Below are 16971 nucleotides of genomic sequence, written 5' to 3' on the forward strand. Positions count from 1 at the left end.
TTACCTTGCCCCTGCTAAAGTATATGTTTAGTTCTGATCAGCAGTTCACTGCTAAATCAATTACCGGCATGAATAAAGTTCCTGGGTTAAAAGATGTTGGCATTTCGCTACCCTTACAGATTTTGTTTCTGCTAATCTTCACTGTCGTAACCGTCGTGTTCTTTATCAAAATGTGTGTGTTTGTGGCTGATATGGCGTGGTATAACCTGACAATTCCTTTAGCTGCAATGAGCATGGCGACTGAAAGCTTTGATTATAGTGGTACGTGGTGGAAGAAGTACATTTATTACAATGCTTCCATTATTAGCCAGGTGCTTTGTATGTCATTATCAGTGTGGTGTTTCACTAATATGGCTAAATACGGGTTTATTGCTTTTATTGCTTCAATCGGATTCGGTTTTCTGGTGGTCAAAACACCTGACGCCGTTAAAGACTTTTGGGCTTCAACCGGTGTGACTAAAAGTGCTGGTATGGGTGCCATGAGAATGTTTCAAAATTATTTCCGTAACCACTAGGAGGAAAAATAGTTATGAAGAAAATCGCACACTGGTTATTGGAAAAAGCCAAAAAAGATATGCGAACCGATCCTTTTACAACACCTTCACGGCGGACTAAGCTGTCTTACTATTTTGATAACTTAGTTAGCATGGTCTTCTATATAATGGGAATTTACCTCATGTTAATGGATTTATACCAAGAGCTTTTCATGGCGAACCATACCGATTTTTTAGGAACTGCGCTAATGGCCTTAGTTTTACTGCTGGGTGGCTTATTATTCCGTTGGTCAGCCTATGCAGATCTCAAAGCCATCAACCGGTATCAACATTATTTGAAGCAACAATCGATAGAGCAACAACAAGAATTGCGCCGTGAAACTTGGTTGAAAGCGGCTGAACAAGGTAAAACAGAATTAGATCAAAAACTTAATCACAAGGAGTATGGAAAATGACAACTGTTATTTTGGCAGAAAAACCAAGTCAAGCCCGATCATATGTCGAAGCGTTCCAAAGGAGCACTAAGAAACAAGGCTATTACATCATTAACGATTCACTCTTACCGCCCGATACTGTTATCACGTTTGGATTCGGCCACCTAGTTGAACTAGCAGCGCCAGAAGCCTATGACGCTAAATACAAACATTGGTCACTGAGTAACTTACCTATTTTCCCAGCACATTACCAATTTATCGTCCCAACTGACAAGAAAGCTCAATTCAAAATTGTGAAAGAGTGGTTAAGCAAAGCAGATACGATTGTCGTTGCTACTGATAGTGATCGTGAAGGGGAGAACATTGCCTGGTCAATTATGAATCAGGCCAAGATTAATTTGAAACAGAAAACGATCAAGCGATTATGGATCAACTCGTTAGAAAAAGACGCCATCAGAAGTGGTTTTAAAGCGCTGAAAGACGGCTGGGCGTTTTACCCTAAGTACCAGGAAGCCCAAACCCGTCAAATTAGCGATTGGTTGATCGGTATGAATGGTAGTCCCTTATATACTTTGTTATTAAGACAAAATGGGGTCCGCGGGGTATACTCAATTGGTCGCGTGCAGACGCCAACCTTGTATATGGTCTATCAAAGGGACCAGGCAATCAAAAACTTTAAGCCGGAACCTTATTTTGAGCTAAATGCGGAAATTTTAGCTAATCAGCAAAAATTTGTCGCAAAATTAGACCCCTATCAGCGATTTAAAGACGAAGCAGAGCTAATGACATTCATGCAGGCTAAACACGTTCAGAAAGGCTCACAGGACGGTTTAATCAAGGACGTCCAAAAGCAGGCTAAAAAAAGCGCCAGTCCACGATTGTTCTCGTTGTCAGCACTACAAACCATGATCAACCGGCGGTATCATGCAAGTGCTGCCGATGTTTTAAAAGCTGTTCAAGCCTTATATGAAGCCAAATACTTATCTTATCCACGAACAGATAGTCAATACATTACCGATCAAGAATTTACGTATCTGCGCCAGAACTTGGCGCGGTATCAGAAGTTAGTCTCAAAAGAAATTGCCTTACCTCAAATCGAGCCACAAAGCCGATACGTTAACGGCAAAAAAGTGCAAGAACACCATGCAATTATTATGACAAAAACGGTGCCAAGCCAAGAGCAGCTGGCTAAGCTATCAAAACTTGAGCAACAAGTATATGACTTAGTATTAAGGACGACCTTAGCCATGTTTGCTGATCCGTACGAGTACGAAGAAACCACCATTATCACCCAAGTTGGTGACGCCAATTTTAAAGCAACGGGTAAGGTCCCAACTAAGCAAGGTTGGCAAGCTTTATTTGATGATCACAAAGCCGACCAGCAAGAGGCAGCCACCCTACCGATCGTTCACCAAGGCGACCAAGTTCAAGCAAATCTGCAAACGCCGCAAAAAGAAACGACCCCGCCGGTACCATTTACCGAAGGTACCCTGATTACGGCCATGAAGACGGCCGGTAAAACGCTTGATGATGAAGCAGCCCAGGCGATTCTCAAAGATGTGCAAGGCATTGGGACAAGTGCGACCCGGGCAAATGTGCTTGAGATATTGAAGAAACGTGGCTATTTAGTTACTGAAAAGAATAAGCTACACGTCAGTGAAGCCGGAATTACTTTATGTAAAGCGGTCGAACTCGAACCCTTGCTAACTAGTCCAGAAATGACGGCTAAATGGGAGCAAGCGTTACAACAAATCAGTACCGAAGAACGCACCCCGGATAACTTTTTGAACCAAATCAAAAAGTTCGTGGCAAAATTGATTGCTGATGTTCCCACGCAATTGACTGGCAGTGCAGCCATTAAGCAACAAATCGATCACCAACAGCAAGCGCAAAAAGCCGCCGAAGTATTCTTAGAAACACCGCAAGCGACCGTTTTAAATAAACAGAAGTTTTACATTGTGAAGCCTAAACAAGGTGAAGACTTTACTCTACCCAAGAAATGGAGCAGCAAAGCCCTCGGTAAAACTGCAATCAAAGCCTTAGTCACCAAGGGTGAAACCAGCAAACTAAAGGGGTTCAAGAGCAAAAAAGGTAAGTCGTTTGACGCCAAGCTAAAACTTGACGGTCATAAATTAAGTTTTGATTTTGATTAGAACCTGCCTACCGCCCTTCACGTTGTTCCGGTTGGTGAACCCGTCATTTAGGTTCACTTTTATAAAGCTAAAAGTAAACCTAAACAACGGGTGAGATTAGCAAAGCAAAGCAAAGGAGATCATAAAATGGATAATAAATTAGCAGTTATTGGGAGTGAATTACCAGTTTTACAGGCTAAAGGAACCTACAAGTATTTAAAAGAAATCACTGGTAACGGAGCCTATTATCAAGTGGCTTGGCAAAAATTAGCTGATGGCTACATCGCCCTTTATGGCACGACCCCGATTCAAATCAACGTAGCCCCTATATTGAATGATATTTTTGAAAATGAGGAGGGGTAGACAATGCCGAGTAAAGCAGACGTTAAAGCCTGGAAAGCACAATTAGTCGCCCAAGCCGAACAACAAATCCTAAAATTAACCGATAGTGACCGATTTAAACAGTATCTTAATACCCTGGCTAAATTTCATCATTATAGCGCCAGAAACATTGATTTGATTTATGCGCAAAATCCGAAAGCCACTCAAGTCGCGGGCTTTAAGCAATGGCAGACGGCTTTTAACCGCACCGTCAAACGAGGCGCAAAAGCGATTCGGATTGCGGCCCCGATTATTAAGAAGTTAACACCAGCCGAGAAAAAGCGTCTTGATACCACCGATGAACGCGCCATTGTCGGTTACCGTTATCTACCCGTCTTTGACGTATCACAAACTAGCGGTGAGCCGGTGTTAAGTGCCAAGGATTTTGTCAAAGAAAATTTAGCCGATCATCAGAATGTAACGAGCTTGTATAACGCGTTCAAAGATTATTTAAACCAGCAAACCGACCTTAAAGTCAGTGAAGTGCCTTTAGCAACGCTAAATGGGGCTAAGGGGTATTTTCAACCCAGCACTAATGAAATCGTCATTGGTGGCGATGAGCCCGATAATGCTTTAAAATTGAAGACGTTATATCATGAATATGCGCATAGTCAGTTACATGGGTTAAAATCAGCCTTTAAAGATCGCCCGCGAGCCTATCAAGAAACGCAAGCCGAAGCGGTCGCATATGTTGCCATGCAAAATATTGGTGTTGATACCAGTAACTACTCACTCGGGTATGTGGCTACCTGGGCTAAAGATAAAGCCGTGATCCATAGCGCTTTAAGTGAAATCCAGCAAGTTAGTAACAAAGTGATTGAGCTTAGCGACGGCTTAACCAAACAATTAGGCTTACAAGAAGCACAAAAAGAACCTGAGCATGATCTAAAAAAGCTATCAGCTCAGGAACTTAATAAGTCCTATCAAGGCTTGCAACAACAAATTCAACAAGCAACTAGTCCACAACAGAAAGCACAATTTAAAAACCAGTTAAACGATGTGCACCATGAAATCAGTGAGCGAACACAGAAGCAACTGAAATCCTTTACTGAGCAGAATCCAGGAATCAAACAACCCGAATCCGAACTTGATCAAAGTTTAAAACGGTAGCCAGTTTTTAAAGGACATGCTATAATGTGGACAGAAAAAAGAAGTCCCGCCGAAAACAGGACTTCTCACGCAAGCCGCTTCAAAGGCGGTGGCATAATTACAAAACTATATTAATGTCGTCCCGTAACTCGCCAAAGTTATAATCGGGGCGGCTTTTTTTATTTGTGGTGCTTGTCGATATAGCTGAGGAGCGCGATTAAAAACGTGCCAAACAGCAACATCAACGAGAGTGTCTGGAAGACGCTCATTGACTGTGAAACCTTCCTGAAGATTATTCCATGTTCCCATGGGCCTCACCTCACAAGGGAAAAGACAGCCACCGTCCTTAAAAACTTCTTACTTAATCCATTATACAAGGGAACTAGGGATTGACCAAGCATAATAAAAGCTGTGACGCTTGAATGATGTTTCATAAGTTTTCATATTCAATTGAATTAAGAAACTGGTCTGGTTGTTATATACACTGGATATTACAACGATAATATCTGAATCTCGGTCATTAATCGTTCTTATTTTTCAAATGAAACCATGATTTTGAAATTTCAGCACTATCACTATCTGTTTTAGGATTAGCTGGTGCAAATTCGGTCAAAGTCGGTATATTGATTGCTGTTCCAAATACTAGTGCAGATCCAGTTTTAAGATATGTCAATCTTTCAATAATCCCCTTATTGATATAAGGAACCATTTTAGAAATATAATTAAGATCATCAGGATTTTGGACTCGATGAACTATGAAATTACTGCATTGTGAAACAACAGTACGAGAAAGTTCACTGGGGCGTTGTGAAGATATACCTAACAAGAATCTAAACTTTCTACCTTCTTTTGCGACACGTTCAAAGATATCGAACCCTAGTTCAGTTTGAAGTTTATTTTCAGCAACATATCTATGGGCTTCTTCAATAATTAAATTAATTGGATAAATCAATTCAGGTTGAGTTTGTTGTTTACGCATTTTTTGGAAATCAAGAATCATCTTAGAAAGTACGCGTATAAGAACCTCACCTGTTGAATCGTCAATACTACTAACATCAATATTAACCAACTGATTTTTTTTTACAAGATGATCTACAAAATCTTCTGTCGTCAAAAACTTAGTTTTTCCGAAAATTGCACCCATAGCAGATTCGTTCAATGACTGCAGTCTGGACATCATGGGAGCGGTATATTCCTGAACTCTTTGGCTGCTAACACTACCTTCATATAAAATAGCAAATTTCATAGCCTCAATAAAATCTGAAAAATCGAAAACTACATCATGAATTTGATTAATACTTGTAAATAAATTATCTTTGCATATATACTTCTGACAAAATTGAACAAGTTCATCAACTACAACAAGCTGCCCATAATAAGTAGATACTGTTTGCATTAAAGTTAAATTATCTCTCGTGTCGTCTTTGGCTATTGTAACGGGCTTTTTAAGTGCAATAATGGTTTTAGGATTCAATTCATCTGTACAATACCGTGTTATTAAACTTTTCATTTTATCACTACTTGATGGTGAACTGTCTGAGTTGGCCTCAATTCCAATAATTGTGCTAGCAATGATATGATTTTTCAATTTATTGATTATCTTATTATCATCGGAATTAAATGCCTTGACAATCTGGATGGCTCTTCTTATAACGGGTATTTGTGTTTTCTCAGAAGCGTTCAACAAAATAGCCCAGTCATCAACACTTAACGCCCATACTGGTATCTGAAATACTTCTGGTGAATTGGCTGAATTACCGACTTTAATATTTCTGTATCCAATTTCAGGATTGATTACGTGGATTTTATTAAATGCTTTATCGTATTCACCATTTGAGTCCAGCATTATAATATGTGCGCCACTAGCAGACCGATTTGTCTTAGAAAATATTTTCTGTATGATATTTGCAATAGTGTTGGATTTGCCAGCACCAGTATTTCCAAAAACAGCAAAATGATAACCAAAAAATTTGTTAAGGTTAATCTTAACTTGATAATTATCAAATATTGTAGATTTACCAATTGATAAAGCATTAATATATGTTTCATTTGAATTGGTCTCTATAGGAGGTTCTGCATTATTAACACTTAGAATGGTATCAAGTTCTTGAGTACTGATTAAATTAATTTCCATAAAAAGTCTTGGTAGTCTCGTTACTCCAAAAGTAAAACTACCATCATGAATTTCACCAAGTAAATCTAAGGTAATCTGTTCTACAGAATTTGGCTTTTCATATTCTTGATAACCATTCTTAAGTTCCTCATTAATACCGCTTATTTCGGCAATAACATCTCTATCAAAATCGTGAATTGTGACATAGCTCCCAACTTCACCAACAAAATTAATACCATCCAGAGTATTAACATACTCTCCAAGATCTGACGAAATTTCAGCAATAATCTGTCCATTACGAATCGATACCAATTTACCAATTGTTCTACTTCCCAAGTTGATCACCTACCTGTAACAATGAACCTATATTTCTAATTGCTTCTGATAATTTTTGATTTTCTTGTACATCAACTAGCGGGCTAGGCATAATTTTCTTAATGAAACTTTCAAAATAATGTATCTTATTTTCTGAATTAACTACAATAATTCTTGGATCATGAGCCTTAAGCAACCGAAGAATATTTGAATCTTTCTCTTGACCATCAATAACTTTCTCATTCCCTGTATCTCCAAAAATAATTAATCTAAAAGAAGGTATCGATAAATTATCTAGAATTACCCGATTAATATGATCGTCTCCAAAACTGTAGCCTAGTGTAATTAAAACTGCATTTGGATTTGCCAAATGATTCTTAAAATTTCTGAATAAATCTGAATAAGGCACCATTAATGTACTTCTATCCTTTAATGGAGTTGGATAAATCATAACATTTTCAGCTTTAATATTTTCAGGATCTTTTTCATAAATATTGCCATTTTGTTTCTCCCAAGAAACCGAACCATGTATTTTAAAGAGATTATAGAAGTTGTCTACCCTATTCCAAACACTTTTGTTTAGATTCATATTATTAGCATATATATAGTTGTAAACTAGTGGATTAAACCTTCTTCTGAAGGTACCAGAAAAACCATCGTTGTAAAAAAAGCCAAGACTATCTAAAGCCAACTCATTAAATAAGTCATAGTTAGTAGTTACAATATTAATTGGATTCTGTCGAGATTTTCTTATCGTACGCATATAAAACTCTTTATAAAGCTTAATAACAGCTTCACTGTGAATATTCTTTTTAATTTGTGCCTTAATAAACTTGCGTACCTCATTTATTTGCTCATCAGGATCGGTTCTCGTTTCTATATAATTTTTAGCTTCTCTTAATGAAATGAGTATATCCATAAGTCTTTCTAAATTACCTTCAAAATCAGGATCATTCAGATCTTTATCCCCAATTTTAAAGTTTGGATTCTCATCTTTGAATTTCGAATAAAGACCAGCCATAGTATCTATACCAACCTGCTCCTTATCGCCCTTCTCGTTAGTTTCAATTACACTTGAACAACCAGATCCAAATAAAAAGTTTAAATTATCACTTTGCATATATTTTCCAAACTCCGCCCTAAAAACAGATAGATCTGTTTCCTGTGGTGTGTCACTACCACGATAAACGTTAATTTTTTCTTCGTCTTGTTGCTCCAAATCCATAACCATAATCTCCTCTATATCAACTTAATATTTTGTGCTATTGGGAATAAAATTACAAGAAATACAATTTAAAAATATACGCTTAGCACATCAAGGTAAAAATCACGAGCAAGCCCTCAGCTGGTCGCTCAATTGATACTCCGCCCATAACTGGTCTAATGGTATCACACTATCCCATTTATTTTGAGTTGTTCCATATGGCAAGTCAACCAGGAGAAAATCGATAGCATTATCTGGAATGGATTTCATAATCTCAAGGGTATCGCCCTGAGTAACATTATTTATCATTTTTGAGTAGTTAATCATTAAATCAGCCTTTCATATTAACGGCTTTAGGGCCAATTTTATTTGTAGGTTATGGTTCAGTATAGCATGAAACCCCAAACAGCCACTAGGGTATACCCTATTGGCCTTTTGTGTTTCTGTGCTATACTAGGAATTACAAGTGTTCATTAGAACTGTCCAAAAGGAGAACTGAAAATGGCTAAAATCGGGTATGCGCGTGTGAGTTCCAAGGAGCAACATTTAGATCGGCAGTTAGCGGCTTTAAAAGACGTTGATAAATTATTTACGGATGAATTATCTAACTTTTTGAAAAAACACAAATGACTATTTTTTAATAAAAGTCAAATATAGCTATTTTGATATTTTTGGTTTAAGCCTCTGTATAATAATGATCAACAAACTTGAATGAAAGGAATAAAGTTATGAGACCAGAAGATATAATTATCATTTTTTTGCCTGGTAACCATCAATAATTCTTTTCAACTATGGAGGTCATAAAAAATGAAAAAAGCAGTATTAATTTTTAAGGTATTACTAGGACTAATTCCTTTTTTACCCCTGCTTGTAGATGCTATCTTTAAAACAAATATACACACTTCAATTATGAATATAACAATGCAGTGGCCACTATGGTTAAAAATCCCAATTTTAATTATGTGTATCTTAGCATATATGTATTTTTGGTGCGCTTTGTTTAAAGGAATCAAAGATAGTCTATAAAAAATTAAAAAGTAGTCATTTAGTCTTAAAAACGCAGTAAAAAACTGCGTTTTTTATGTATTCATTCAAAAAAATTAATTATTGTATTCATAAGTTGAAAGCCTTGATTACAATATTAAAAGCTTATAAAATCAGGGTATAAGCTGTATTCATAACTTACTATCATGATTAAGAGGAAGATTATGACAAATACTATTTACGGTTATGCCCGTGTTTCAACTGCTCAGCAAGACTATGCAACGCAAATTGCTGATTTAAACCGAGCAGGAGCTACTAAAATTTTCAAAGATAAATATACTGGTACTACTACTGATCGACCTGAATTTGATAAATTAATGATCAAAATCAAAAATGGTGATACCTTGATCGTCACTAAATTAGACAGGTTGGCCAGAAATACTCAAGATGCCCTTAGCATTGTAAAGAAAATGAATGCTGAGGGAGTGATTCTAAAGGTTTTAAATATTGGTACGATTGATAATTCACCAAGTGGACGTTTAATTTTCACTGTGTTCAGTGCGTTTGCGAAATTTGAACGAGATTTAATTGTAAGTAGAACCCAAGAGGGCAAGGCGTGGGCTAAAGCTAATAATCCTAATTTTCATGACGGTATGCCAAGAAAATATGATCGAGAGCAGATTGATTTTGCTTGGAAACTGCATACTCAAGAGCACATGAGTTATTCTGAAATTAGTAAAAAACTAGGCATGTCCAAAGCAACTATTTATCGACGTTTTAGAGAATTACGAAATACACAAAACAAAAGCCATCTCTAAGGACGACTTTTGTTAAAGTAAATAAGGAGATTTATCTTTTGTGCCAGAACTACTAAAGCATCGAAATTTTACATGATTTTAGTGGTATCTAATCTATTCTAAAAAAGATTTAATTCACTTTTATGTTAAATAATATTTTTTAGAATTCGGCTATCCTATTAACTTTTTTGTAACAAAATCTATTTTCATATAAAATCTTATAAAAAATACAAATTCAACCATATATTATTTAATAATTACTTTTCAATAAAGCATAATAAATACCTGTTGTACCGTTCAAAAAAGAATAGTCATTAGGAATAGCTTGATATGGAAATGGCCATAAATTAATACCATTTTTACTATTAGAAAGAGTAAATATAATACATGAATATTTTGTTACTAACTCTGAATTTCTTAGTTTTGAAGCTAATAATAAGAGTAATGATAATCCATCTAGTAACCCTGGCGATTGATAAATGCAATAATTGTTGATTTTTACTAGTAATTCATATGTCTTTTTAAAAATTGATTCATTATTAACAAAGTTCGACAAAAATATGGCTTTATCATATAAATTTATATGATCGTTATCTATTGATTTCAATCCAATATTTAGCATATTGTTTAAATAACGCTCTTTATGAAGTTTATTTAATAAAGGATATGAGTGTATTGCTAAGCAAACACCTGCTAAACCCGTAGATAATGAAAGATCTTTATTAAAGGTATAATTTTGAATAAAAATTACAAATTTTTGCTTCAGAATATCTTTTTCGATTCTTTTCAGTCTTTTATCACTTTCCTGGGAGTAAGCTTTTGATAATGTTAGTATTTGTCCAGCCAATCCAGTAAATAATGAAGTATCTTTAATTTTAGATTGTTTTATTATTCTTAAAATTTTTAATTTTAAATTCTTATATTCGGATTTATATCGCCAATTAATTAGATCTAGTAAAGATATTTCGCCATTTATAAGGTTGGAACAATGTATTTGATTTTTATAATTTATATTTATCCAATTTATTATTTTGTCAAATGTAGTTAAGAATTCATCAGACTTTGTTTTGACCGTGTACTCCTTTATAAGGAATAATAATCCAATAATTCCAAAATTAATTGATAAATAGCTTGTATTTAAATCAAATAAACCTGGTTTTAGTAATCTATGTTTATTATTAAAATCCATTTGTTGAATTCTATTTTTAAGATATTTTTTTGTATTCTTTATGGTATTAAAAGAAATATCTTGAGTAAAAATTTCATCTGTTTTAATTTTCTTTAAAGATAAAATATTTTTATATAAAGTTTTAGGCGTGTTTATCATCAGATCAATTCCAATAAGAGTCAATTTTAAATCTGACGGATTAGTTTTAAGGGCAACAGTCATTAACTTATTTTTTAATGCTTTTTTTGATTCAAAACATTCTTTAAAATATGGTAAAAAAGAGGTATTTAAGAAGAAGATAATAGCTCCTAAGCCGTAAATATCTGCAGCATAAGTATTTCTTTTAACATCATGAGTATTAAAATAACCAGGAGTGGCCCCACTAAATGGAAATTTCTCGCCTATCATTGCAGTATTCTCAAAATCAATGAACTTAATTTGCTGGTTAGAATTGATCATAATATTATTAGGAGCAAAATCACGCAAAATTATTCCCATTTGATGAATTTTTCTTAATTGAAGACTTATTTTTTTAATTATTTTACGTTTATTTTGTGTAGTAAGTAGATGATTATATTCCGATGCATCGAAAATCCTATCTAAACTAATTCCTGAGCACTTTTCTTCAATTACTAAACAAATTTGATCATTAGTCAGTGAAAAATATAAATCTGGTATATATGCTAGTTTCTTAAATTTAGTTAAGAAACTGATTTCATTTTGTAATCGTGATATGCCATCACGAGACATAAAATCTAGTACACTATTTTTAAATGCTAACTTCATTATTGCTGGTTTATGATTATACTTTATTTCATATACTGAACATCCTGGTTTTCTGCTTAATAAAATTGGATTTGTTATTCCAATAGAAGTTAAATCAAGATTATATTCGACATTATTTTTAGGTAAAAAGTTTGGTAGATTAATGAATTTAGGACAATATCTTCCAACCTTTCTTTCATCAATTACTGGCTTATTTTTATCATCCTTTATCGCAGAATGAATTATACCTGTATCATCTAAATAACTTAGCTTATCAGAAAAAGCACCATATCGAATAAATATATTACTGTTTTTAAAACTATAATCAGTTGGAATTTTTGAATACTTTATATTAGGCATAGCAAAATACAACTCATTTAAAATCTTTTCTAATTGATTGGATTGAGAAGGATATATAGTAATAATTTTACCAGTTTCCTCGTACGGTTTATCACCATACAGTAAAGATAAAAATGCATGCTCTCTAATAGGTACTTTAAAGAAACAATGATATTTTATGATAATTGGCATAATTTTAGTTAATACTTTTTTAAAATCATGTAAATAGCAAGAAATATGTATTTTCCAGCCTTGATTCAGCATCTTTAATTGTTTTGGATAGCAATATAACCACATTGAATCATGTTGAAAACTATAAGAACCCTGTATATTGTTGAGATTTAATAAATTTATCAAATTATAAATCATAATGTAGACCTCACGTTAATAATAAAAATATTAAAAGAAATCGTTGACATTGTACAGCTTTAATTATATTATAATATCAACAAGAAAAAAAGATGATTTTTAAGGAGGGTATAATTATGAAATCATTAACATTGTTAGATTTAGATAATGTACAAGCTCGTAAAGGAAATGCTACGAAGCTGTTTACTATTAAAGTTTGTGGTGCTGGTGCTATTACTTGCTTTAAGGATGAAGATAGATTTTAGTAGAAATAGAAATTCCTACTGAAATTAAGAAGATAATGTGCTGCTAAATCTCGGTATTTATAATTCCTTGATTTAGTGGCATTTTTTTCATTAGGATGTTTTTATATTATGTTAATTTATTTTAAAAAATTTAAATTAGAAGTATTTATTGCCTTATCAAGTATCATTTTATATTCTTTTTCAAAGGTTATTGCAGCAGTTATCAGTACTAACGTACTGAATTCTTTAATTCAATTAAATATTAAAAAATTTTTATTTTATCTTTTATTAGAATTAATTTGTTGGATTATTTTTGCTTTTTTTGCTTATTTAATGACTATTTCTACAGCATTAGCCACGCAAAAAATGAGCTTGTGTCTAAAAGAAAAAATAGGACAAAATATTTCTATGCAAAATTATATGGATTTTCATTCTAAGGATACAGGTGATTATTCATCATGGCTCAGTAATGATGTTACCATGATTGAAAACAATGGATTTGCTAAAGTTTTTGATTTAATGACTATCATTTCTGATACGCTGATTTCAGGAGTAGCTTTAATTCATTATAATTGGAGTCTAATTATAACTGTTTGTTTTTTATCATTTATAACAGTTGCTCTACCACAAATTTTAAATAAAAAAATTCAGCTTGAAAGTGTAGCTGTTTCGACTGCAAACGAAAAGTTTATAGCTGGAATAAATGATCTTCTACGTGGATTTGATACATTATATGCATTTAATATGACTCAAAAATTAGAACAGATTATTAAAAAAAATGGTAAGGTAGTTAAAAATAAAAAAGTTCAATTAGCAAAAACTACAGGATCAGCAACTTCTATAGCTGTATTATGTAATTTATTAGGTCAACTTGGTACACAAGGATGGACTGGCTTTTTAGCTATACAAAGAATAGTTTCTATTGGATCAATCTTTTCAACTGGTACATTAGCATCCAGTATTTTTAATGATCTATCACAAGTAGGACCAGTATTAAATAATATAAAATCAGTTAAACCTCTTTTTAAAAAGTATGATCTTAAATCAATAGATGATTCGAATAAATTATTAAAAATTAACAATAATCCCAATATTGATATTAAAAATATGAGTTTTCGGTATTCTCAAAACGAAAAGCCTCTTTTTAATAATCTATCAATAAGCATACCTTTTAGTAGTAAAGTAATTATTTCTGGAGAATCTGGTTGCGGTAAATCAACTTTATTAAATATTATAGGTGGTAAAATTTTTCCATACGAAGGTAGTATTAAAATAGGAAACAAAGAATTGAGAGATATTTCTACTGTTATTTTACGAAAAAAAATTGTATACCTAGATCAAATTCCTAATATATTTACTGGTTCTATCCGTTATAATTTGACATTGGGAGAAAAATTTTCAGATGAAGAATTATGGGAAGCTTTAAATAAAAGTCAATTAAAAGACTTTGTTAAAAAGCTAGACAAAGGTCTAGATAGTTTTGTTGGAGAAAAAGGTCAATTATTCTCTGGAGGACAAAGACAACGCTTAGCATTAGCAAGAGGTTTATTAAGAAAGCCCCAAATTTTATTAGTAGATGAAGGAACAAATAGCTTAAGTCAAGATGTAGCTATTCAAATTGAAGAACAATTAGTAATGTTAAATGACTTAACAGTAATTTTTGTAACGCATCAATTACATACAGAAGTTATTAAAAAATTTGATCAAATTATAAAATTATAAAAACAAAGTATTCAATTAAATATGGAGCTTACTAAAAAGGTCGTCTTTAAAGACGACCTTTAGGTATTGGATCGATAGATCTTATATCAACGAAGTAAACTATCAAGGAGAACCTTAAGTGCCTTTTTAAGAGCGGAATTCATATTGGTCCACCACCATACATTGGAACTACATTAGAGTATATCTAAATAAAAATATGACACAAGCTGTTGCAGCTGGCGCCGTAGGTGGGTTAGGTGCACTTATTGCTAATTATGTTTCAGGTGGTTTAGCTACTTTTGCAGTGGGAGCGATCAGCTCATCAGTATCCGCACTAGTAGGAAGCAGTATTAAAGGCGGTGTTTGGGTTGATTATAATTTCTTAGCAAGAACGATTACTAGTTGTGGGTGGCAATAGTTTTATGAAAAAAGGTCAATTAATTTTATATTTTGTTTGCTTAACACTGGTAGTAGAGTTATATAATTTTATAATTGCACCACATATTTCAAATATGCTTTTAAATATTGTATTAAGTGCAATATGTGGTGGATTTTGTACTCTAATGATTTATAAATTTATTAAATGAAAAGTTAATAAAAAACGTAGTTTAAACTGCGTTTTTTCGTGTATCTGTTAAAAAATAATAATTAAGCAGTTTCTTCTTAGAAACTGCTTTTTGTACTGTGATCAAAAGTTGAAAGAAATACAAGATTAAACGAAAATAACTAACAAAGCGGTACTTTTTGTAATGCAACTTAATTTAGTTGCATTTTTTGTGATTCTGTTTATTTACAAATAGCATGTAATGTGGTATTTTGTATGTACACAAAATAATGCAATACAAGGAGAGTGCTTTATGGATATTTTTAGCTTAGATTTAGGAAACAAGCAGACAAAATTAAAAAGTAGCAAAGCTGAATATGTACTGCCTTCAAGATATTTAAACCAAGCAGACATGCCGATGTCAGTTGGCAATTCTACAATGAATAATGACCTACACACTTATTCAGTCCCTTTTAGCGACGATAAGTACGTATGGGGTCGAGATATTGACCGACTTCACCTTGACGAATATTTAGCGGATACAATCATGTATGGTGCTCGATACAATAGTGAAGCATTTAAATTACTAGCCAATTTTGCGCTGGGATTACTAGCAAGTGATTTCAAAGCGGCTAAAGATCAAGTTTTAGAAGTAGTCGTCACTGCCGGACTTCCAACTGGAGATTACGCTGAACAAGGACAATTAAAAGCTTTATTAAAAGTCTTAGAGGGTCAACACCAAGTTACTATTGACGATAAAATCGTGACGGTAAGAGTTCGTAAAGTTTATATTTTGCCCCAACCAATCGGCACCTTATATAACGAATTACTAGATAATGAAGGTTTTATCCAGAATAAAGATCTATTAGACGAAAAAGTCGGCATTGTTGACGTAGGTGGTGGAACAATACTGATTGATACGATTTTAAACTTTGAGCTAAGTGGCAAAAACCGCCATCAATTTAATACCGGCGTAAATGATCTATATGAAGCCATTGCCAACGGGATTAACGGCGATACTAGCCTTTATCAATTAGAAAAAGATTTACGAAAGGGAAATCAGCAACATCATTGGAGCTACCGATTTTCTAAAAATCGTCAAGATGATATTACTGATTTGGTTTGCAAGGAAATTGACCGATTTACCCGGCGCCTAGTTGCTAATGTAACTTCAACGTTAAAGAACCTTAATAGTATTGATACTTTGTTCTTTACTGGTGGTGGTGCCAATTTGCTTAACCAAAAAATCTTGAATACTACTTTCACTAACGCAGTTATTGTTAAAAATACAGAAGTTGCTAATGTTAACGGCTTTTATAAGTACGGATTAAGTCAACAAGCTCAAAACGAAGGGAGCAAGTAATCATGGGAAAAGTTAAAACCTTGAACGTCCGTCTAAATCCCGAGAAAATTGTCGACAAAGAAATCCTTGATTACTTTGATAAATCATTAATTCCTAAAACCACACTTGTTAAAACCGCTTTAATTCACGAAATTGAACGGTTAAAGGCTCAAGGTGATCCTTATGTTAAAGATGAATTAAAAGCTCCAGAAGCACCTAAAAATAGCACAGAATCACCATCTGATTCCAAAGAACGCTTGCAAGGAGGATTTAATGCATTTTCAGACAATGATATTTAGAAAAAAGCTGGCAAAATATACAAAACCACTAAGTGTATAATTTTTTGCGGTAAGTTGAATAATTCGTTCTTTATGTGAGTATGAAGTTACTCATAGAAAGATGAATAACTGGAGCATTTTTAGAATGTTACCTATGACTACTTTTGCATGTATTAAATATTGGAATGGTATGAATGCTCGATATGCTAGAGGATCATTGTCATTAACAGTTTACAGGAAAAGTATTGCTGATAGATATGATACAAATGCATTATTTGGATACGATGAAAAAGTAAAA

The 16971-nt window shown here is 33.5% G+C and carries 16 protein-coding genes and 1 pseudogene; 13 read left to right on the forward strand and 4 right to left on the reverse strand.

The window, feature by feature from the left end:
* The 5 genes from BLP58_RS09540 to BLP58_RS09560 form a co-directional block, all read left to right on the forward strand.
* Positions 1-515, forward strand: a 515-nt coding sequence (locus BLP58_RS09540) for a conjugal transfer protein TrbL family protein (RefSeq protein ID WP_369596149.1), incomplete at its 5' end; no start/stop codon positions are given.
* A 14-nt stretch (positions 516-529) separates the two neighbouring features.
* A complete protein-coding gene (locus BLP58_RS09545; RefSeq protein ID WP_003625659.1) occupies positions 530-949 on the forward strand; it encodes a hypothetical protein in 420 nt (139 codons plus the stop codon).
* The gene (locus BLP58_RS09550; protein WP_013855353.1) at positions 946-3081 is read left to right on the forward strand and encodes a type IA DNA topoisomerase; all 2136 of its coding nucleotides are present in this window, start codon (positions 946-948) and stop codon (positions 3079-3081) included. Before BLP58_RS09545 ends, BLP58_RS09550 begins: the two co-directional genes overlap by 4 nt.
* A gap of 126 nt (positions 3082-3207) precedes the next feature.
* Positions 3208-3423 carry a hypothetical protein gene (locus BLP58_RS09555; protein WP_008855344.1) on the forward strand — a complete coding sequence of 72 codons (216 nt, stop codon included), beginning with the start codon at positions 3208-3210 and terminating at the stop codon, positions 3421-3423.
* A gap of 3 nt (positions 3424-3426) precedes the next feature.
* Positions 3427-4551, forward strand: a complete 1125-nt coding sequence (locus BLP58_RS09560) for an ArdC-like ssDNA-binding domain-containing protein (protein ID WP_013855354.1) — start codon at positions 3427-3429, stop codon at positions 4549-4551.
* A gap of 158 nt (positions 4552-4709) precedes the next feature.
* On the opposite strand, the gene BLP58_RS12580 is transcribed toward BLP58_RS09560, so the two are convergent.
* From BLP58_RS12580 to BLP58_RS09575, 3 genes are all read right to left on the reverse strand, one after another.
* Positions 4710-4799, reverse strand: a complete 90-nt coding sequence (locus BLP58_RS12580; RefSeq protein WP_021353390.1) for a putative holin-like toxin — start codon at positions 4797-4799, stop codon at positions 4710-4712.
* A gap of 251 nt (positions 4800-5050) precedes the next feature.
* Positions 5051-6979 (reverse strand): ATP-binding protein, encoded by a 1929-nt coding sequence (locus BLP58_RS09570; RefSeq protein WP_013855355.1) that lies wholly within the window; start codon positions 6977-6979, stop codon positions 5051-5053.
* Positions 6969-8183: an SIR2 family protein gene (locus BLP58_RS09575; RefSeq protein WP_013855356.1), complete on the reverse strand. Its 1215-nt coding sequence runs from the start codon at positions 8181-8183 to the stop codon at positions 6969-6971. Before BLP58_RS09575 ends, BLP58_RS09570 begins: the two co-directional genes overlap by 11 nt.
* Before the next feature lie 480 nt (positions 8184-8663).
* On the opposite strand from BLP58_RS09575, the pseudogene BLP58_RS09585 reads away from it, so the two are divergent.
* From BLP58_RS09585 to BLP58_RS09595, 3 genes and pseudogenes are all read left to right on the forward strand, one after another.
* Positions 8664-8768: pseudogene (locus tag BLP58_RS09585) on the forward strand (recombinase family protein); the annotation flags it as partial.
* 201 nt (positions 8769-8969) lie between these two features.
* Complete coding sequence (locus tag BLP58_RS09590; protein WP_025084238.1) at positions 8970-9188, forward strand: hypothetical protein; 219 nt, start codon at positions 8970-8972, stop codon at positions 9186-9188.
* Between the two features lie 182 nt (positions 9189-9370).
* Positions 9371-9964 (forward strand): recombinase family protein, encoded by a 594-nt coding sequence (locus tag BLP58_RS09595; protein ID WP_013855360.1) that lies wholly within the window; start codon positions 9371-9373, stop codon positions 9962-9964.
* A gap of 229 nt (positions 9965-10193) precedes the next feature.
* On the opposite strand, the gene BLP58_RS09600 is transcribed toward BLP58_RS09595, so the two are convergent.
* A complete protein-coding gene (locus BLP58_RS09600) occupies positions 10194-12584 on the reverse strand; it encodes a class III lanthionine synthetase LanKC N-terminal domain-containing protein (protein WP_013855361.1) in 2391 nt (796 codons plus the stop codon).
* A 116-nt stretch (positions 12585-12700) separates the two neighbouring features.
* On the opposite strand from BLP58_RS09600, the gene BLP58_RS12460 reads away from it, so the two are divergent.
* The 5 genes from BLP58_RS12460 to BLP58_RS09620 all read left to right on the forward strand — a co-directional run bounded on the left by BLP58_RS12460 (position 12701) and on the right by BLP58_RS09620 (position 16694).
* Positions 12701-12829 (forward strand): hypothetical protein, encoded by a 129-nt coding sequence (locus BLP58_RS12460; protein WP_013855362.1) that lies wholly within the window; start codon positions 12701-12703, stop codon positions 12827-12829.
* Positions 12830-12937: 108 nt separating this feature from the next.
* Positions 12938-14530, forward strand: coding sequence for an ATP-binding cassette domain-containing protein (locus tag BLP58_RS09605; RefSeq protein ID WP_013855363.1), 1593 nt, complete (start codon positions 12938-12940; stop codon positions 14528-14530).
* Positions 14531-14726: 196 nt separating this feature from the next.
* Positions 14727-14927 (forward strand): hypothetical protein, encoded by a 201-nt coding sequence (locus tag BLP58_RS09610; protein ID WP_013855364.1) that lies wholly within the window; start codon positions 14727-14729, stop codon positions 14925-14927.
* A gap of 439 nt (positions 14928-15366) precedes the next feature.
* Positions 15367-16416 (forward strand): ParM/StbA family protein, encoded by a 1050-nt coding sequence (locus BLP58_RS09615; RefSeq protein ID WP_013855366.1) that lies wholly within the window; start codon positions 15367-15369, stop codon positions 16414-16416.
* 2 nt (positions 16417-16418) lie between these two features.
* A complete protein-coding gene (locus BLP58_RS09620; RefSeq protein ID WP_003625713.1) occupies positions 16419-16694 on the forward strand; it encodes a hypothetical protein in 276 nt (91 codons plus the stop codon).
* Positions 16695-16971: the final 277 nt, after the last annotated feature.

This window comes from Lactobacillus kefiranofaciens, assembly GCF_900103655.1.
Taxonomy (GTDB): Bacteria; Bacillota; Bacilli; order Lactobacillales; family Lactobacillaceae; genus Lactobacillus; species Lactobacillus kefiranofaciens.

Coding starts and splice junctions, on each gene's coding strand:
- BLP58_RS09545 (WP_003625659.1), top strand. CDS start 530: ATGAAGAAAATCGCACACTGGTTATTGGAAAAAGCCAAAAAAGATATG.
- BLP58_RS09550 (WP_013855353.1), top strand. CDS start 946: ATGACAACTGTTATTTTGGCAGAAAAACCAAGTCAAGCCCGATCATAT.
- BLP58_RS09555 (WP_008855344.1), top strand. CDS start 3,208: ATGGATAATAAATTAGCAGTTATTGGGAGTGAATTACCAGTTTTACAG.
- BLP58_RS09560 (WP_013855354.1), top strand. CDS start 3,427: ATGCCGAGTAAAGCAGACGTTAAAGCCTGGAAAGCACAATTAGTCGCC.
- BLP58_RS12580 (WP_021353390.1), bottom strand. CDS start 4,799: ATGAGCGTCTTCCAGACACTCTCGTTGATGTTGCTGTTTGGCACGTTT.
- BLP58_RS09575 (WP_013855356.1), bottom strand. CDS start 8,183: ATGGATTTGGAGCAACAAGACGAAGAAAAAATTAACGTTTATCGTGGT.
- BLP58_RS09590 (WP_025084238.1), top strand. CDS start 8,970: ATGAAAAAAGCAGTATTAATTTTTAAGGTATTACTAGGACTAATTCCT.
- BLP58_RS09595 (WP_013855360.1), top strand. CDS start 9,371: ATGACAAATACTATTTACGGTTATGCCCGTGTTTCAACTGCTCAGCAA.
- BLP58_RS09600 (WP_013855361.1), bottom strand. CDS start 12,584: ATGATTTATAATTTGATAAATTTATTAAATCTCAACAATATACAGGGT.
- BLP58_RS12460 (WP_013855362.1), top strand. CDS start 12,701: ATGAAATCATTAACATTGTTAGATTTAGATAATGTACAAGCTCGTAAA.
- BLP58_RS09605 (WP_013855363.1), top strand. CDS start 12,938: ATGTTAATTTATTTTAAAAAATTTAAATTAGAAGTATTTATTGCCTTA.
- BLP58_RS09610 (WP_013855364.1), top strand. CDS start 14,727: ATGACACAAGCTGTTGCAGCTGGCGCCGTAGGTGGGTTAGGTGCACTT.
- BLP58_RS09615 (WP_013855366.1), top strand. CDS start 15,367: ATGGATATTTTTAGCTTAGATTTAGGAAACAAGCAGACAAAATTAAAA.
- BLP58_RS09620 (WP_003625713.1), top strand. CDS start 16,419: ATGGGAAAAGTTAAAACCTTGAACGTCCGTCTAAATCCCGAGAAAATT.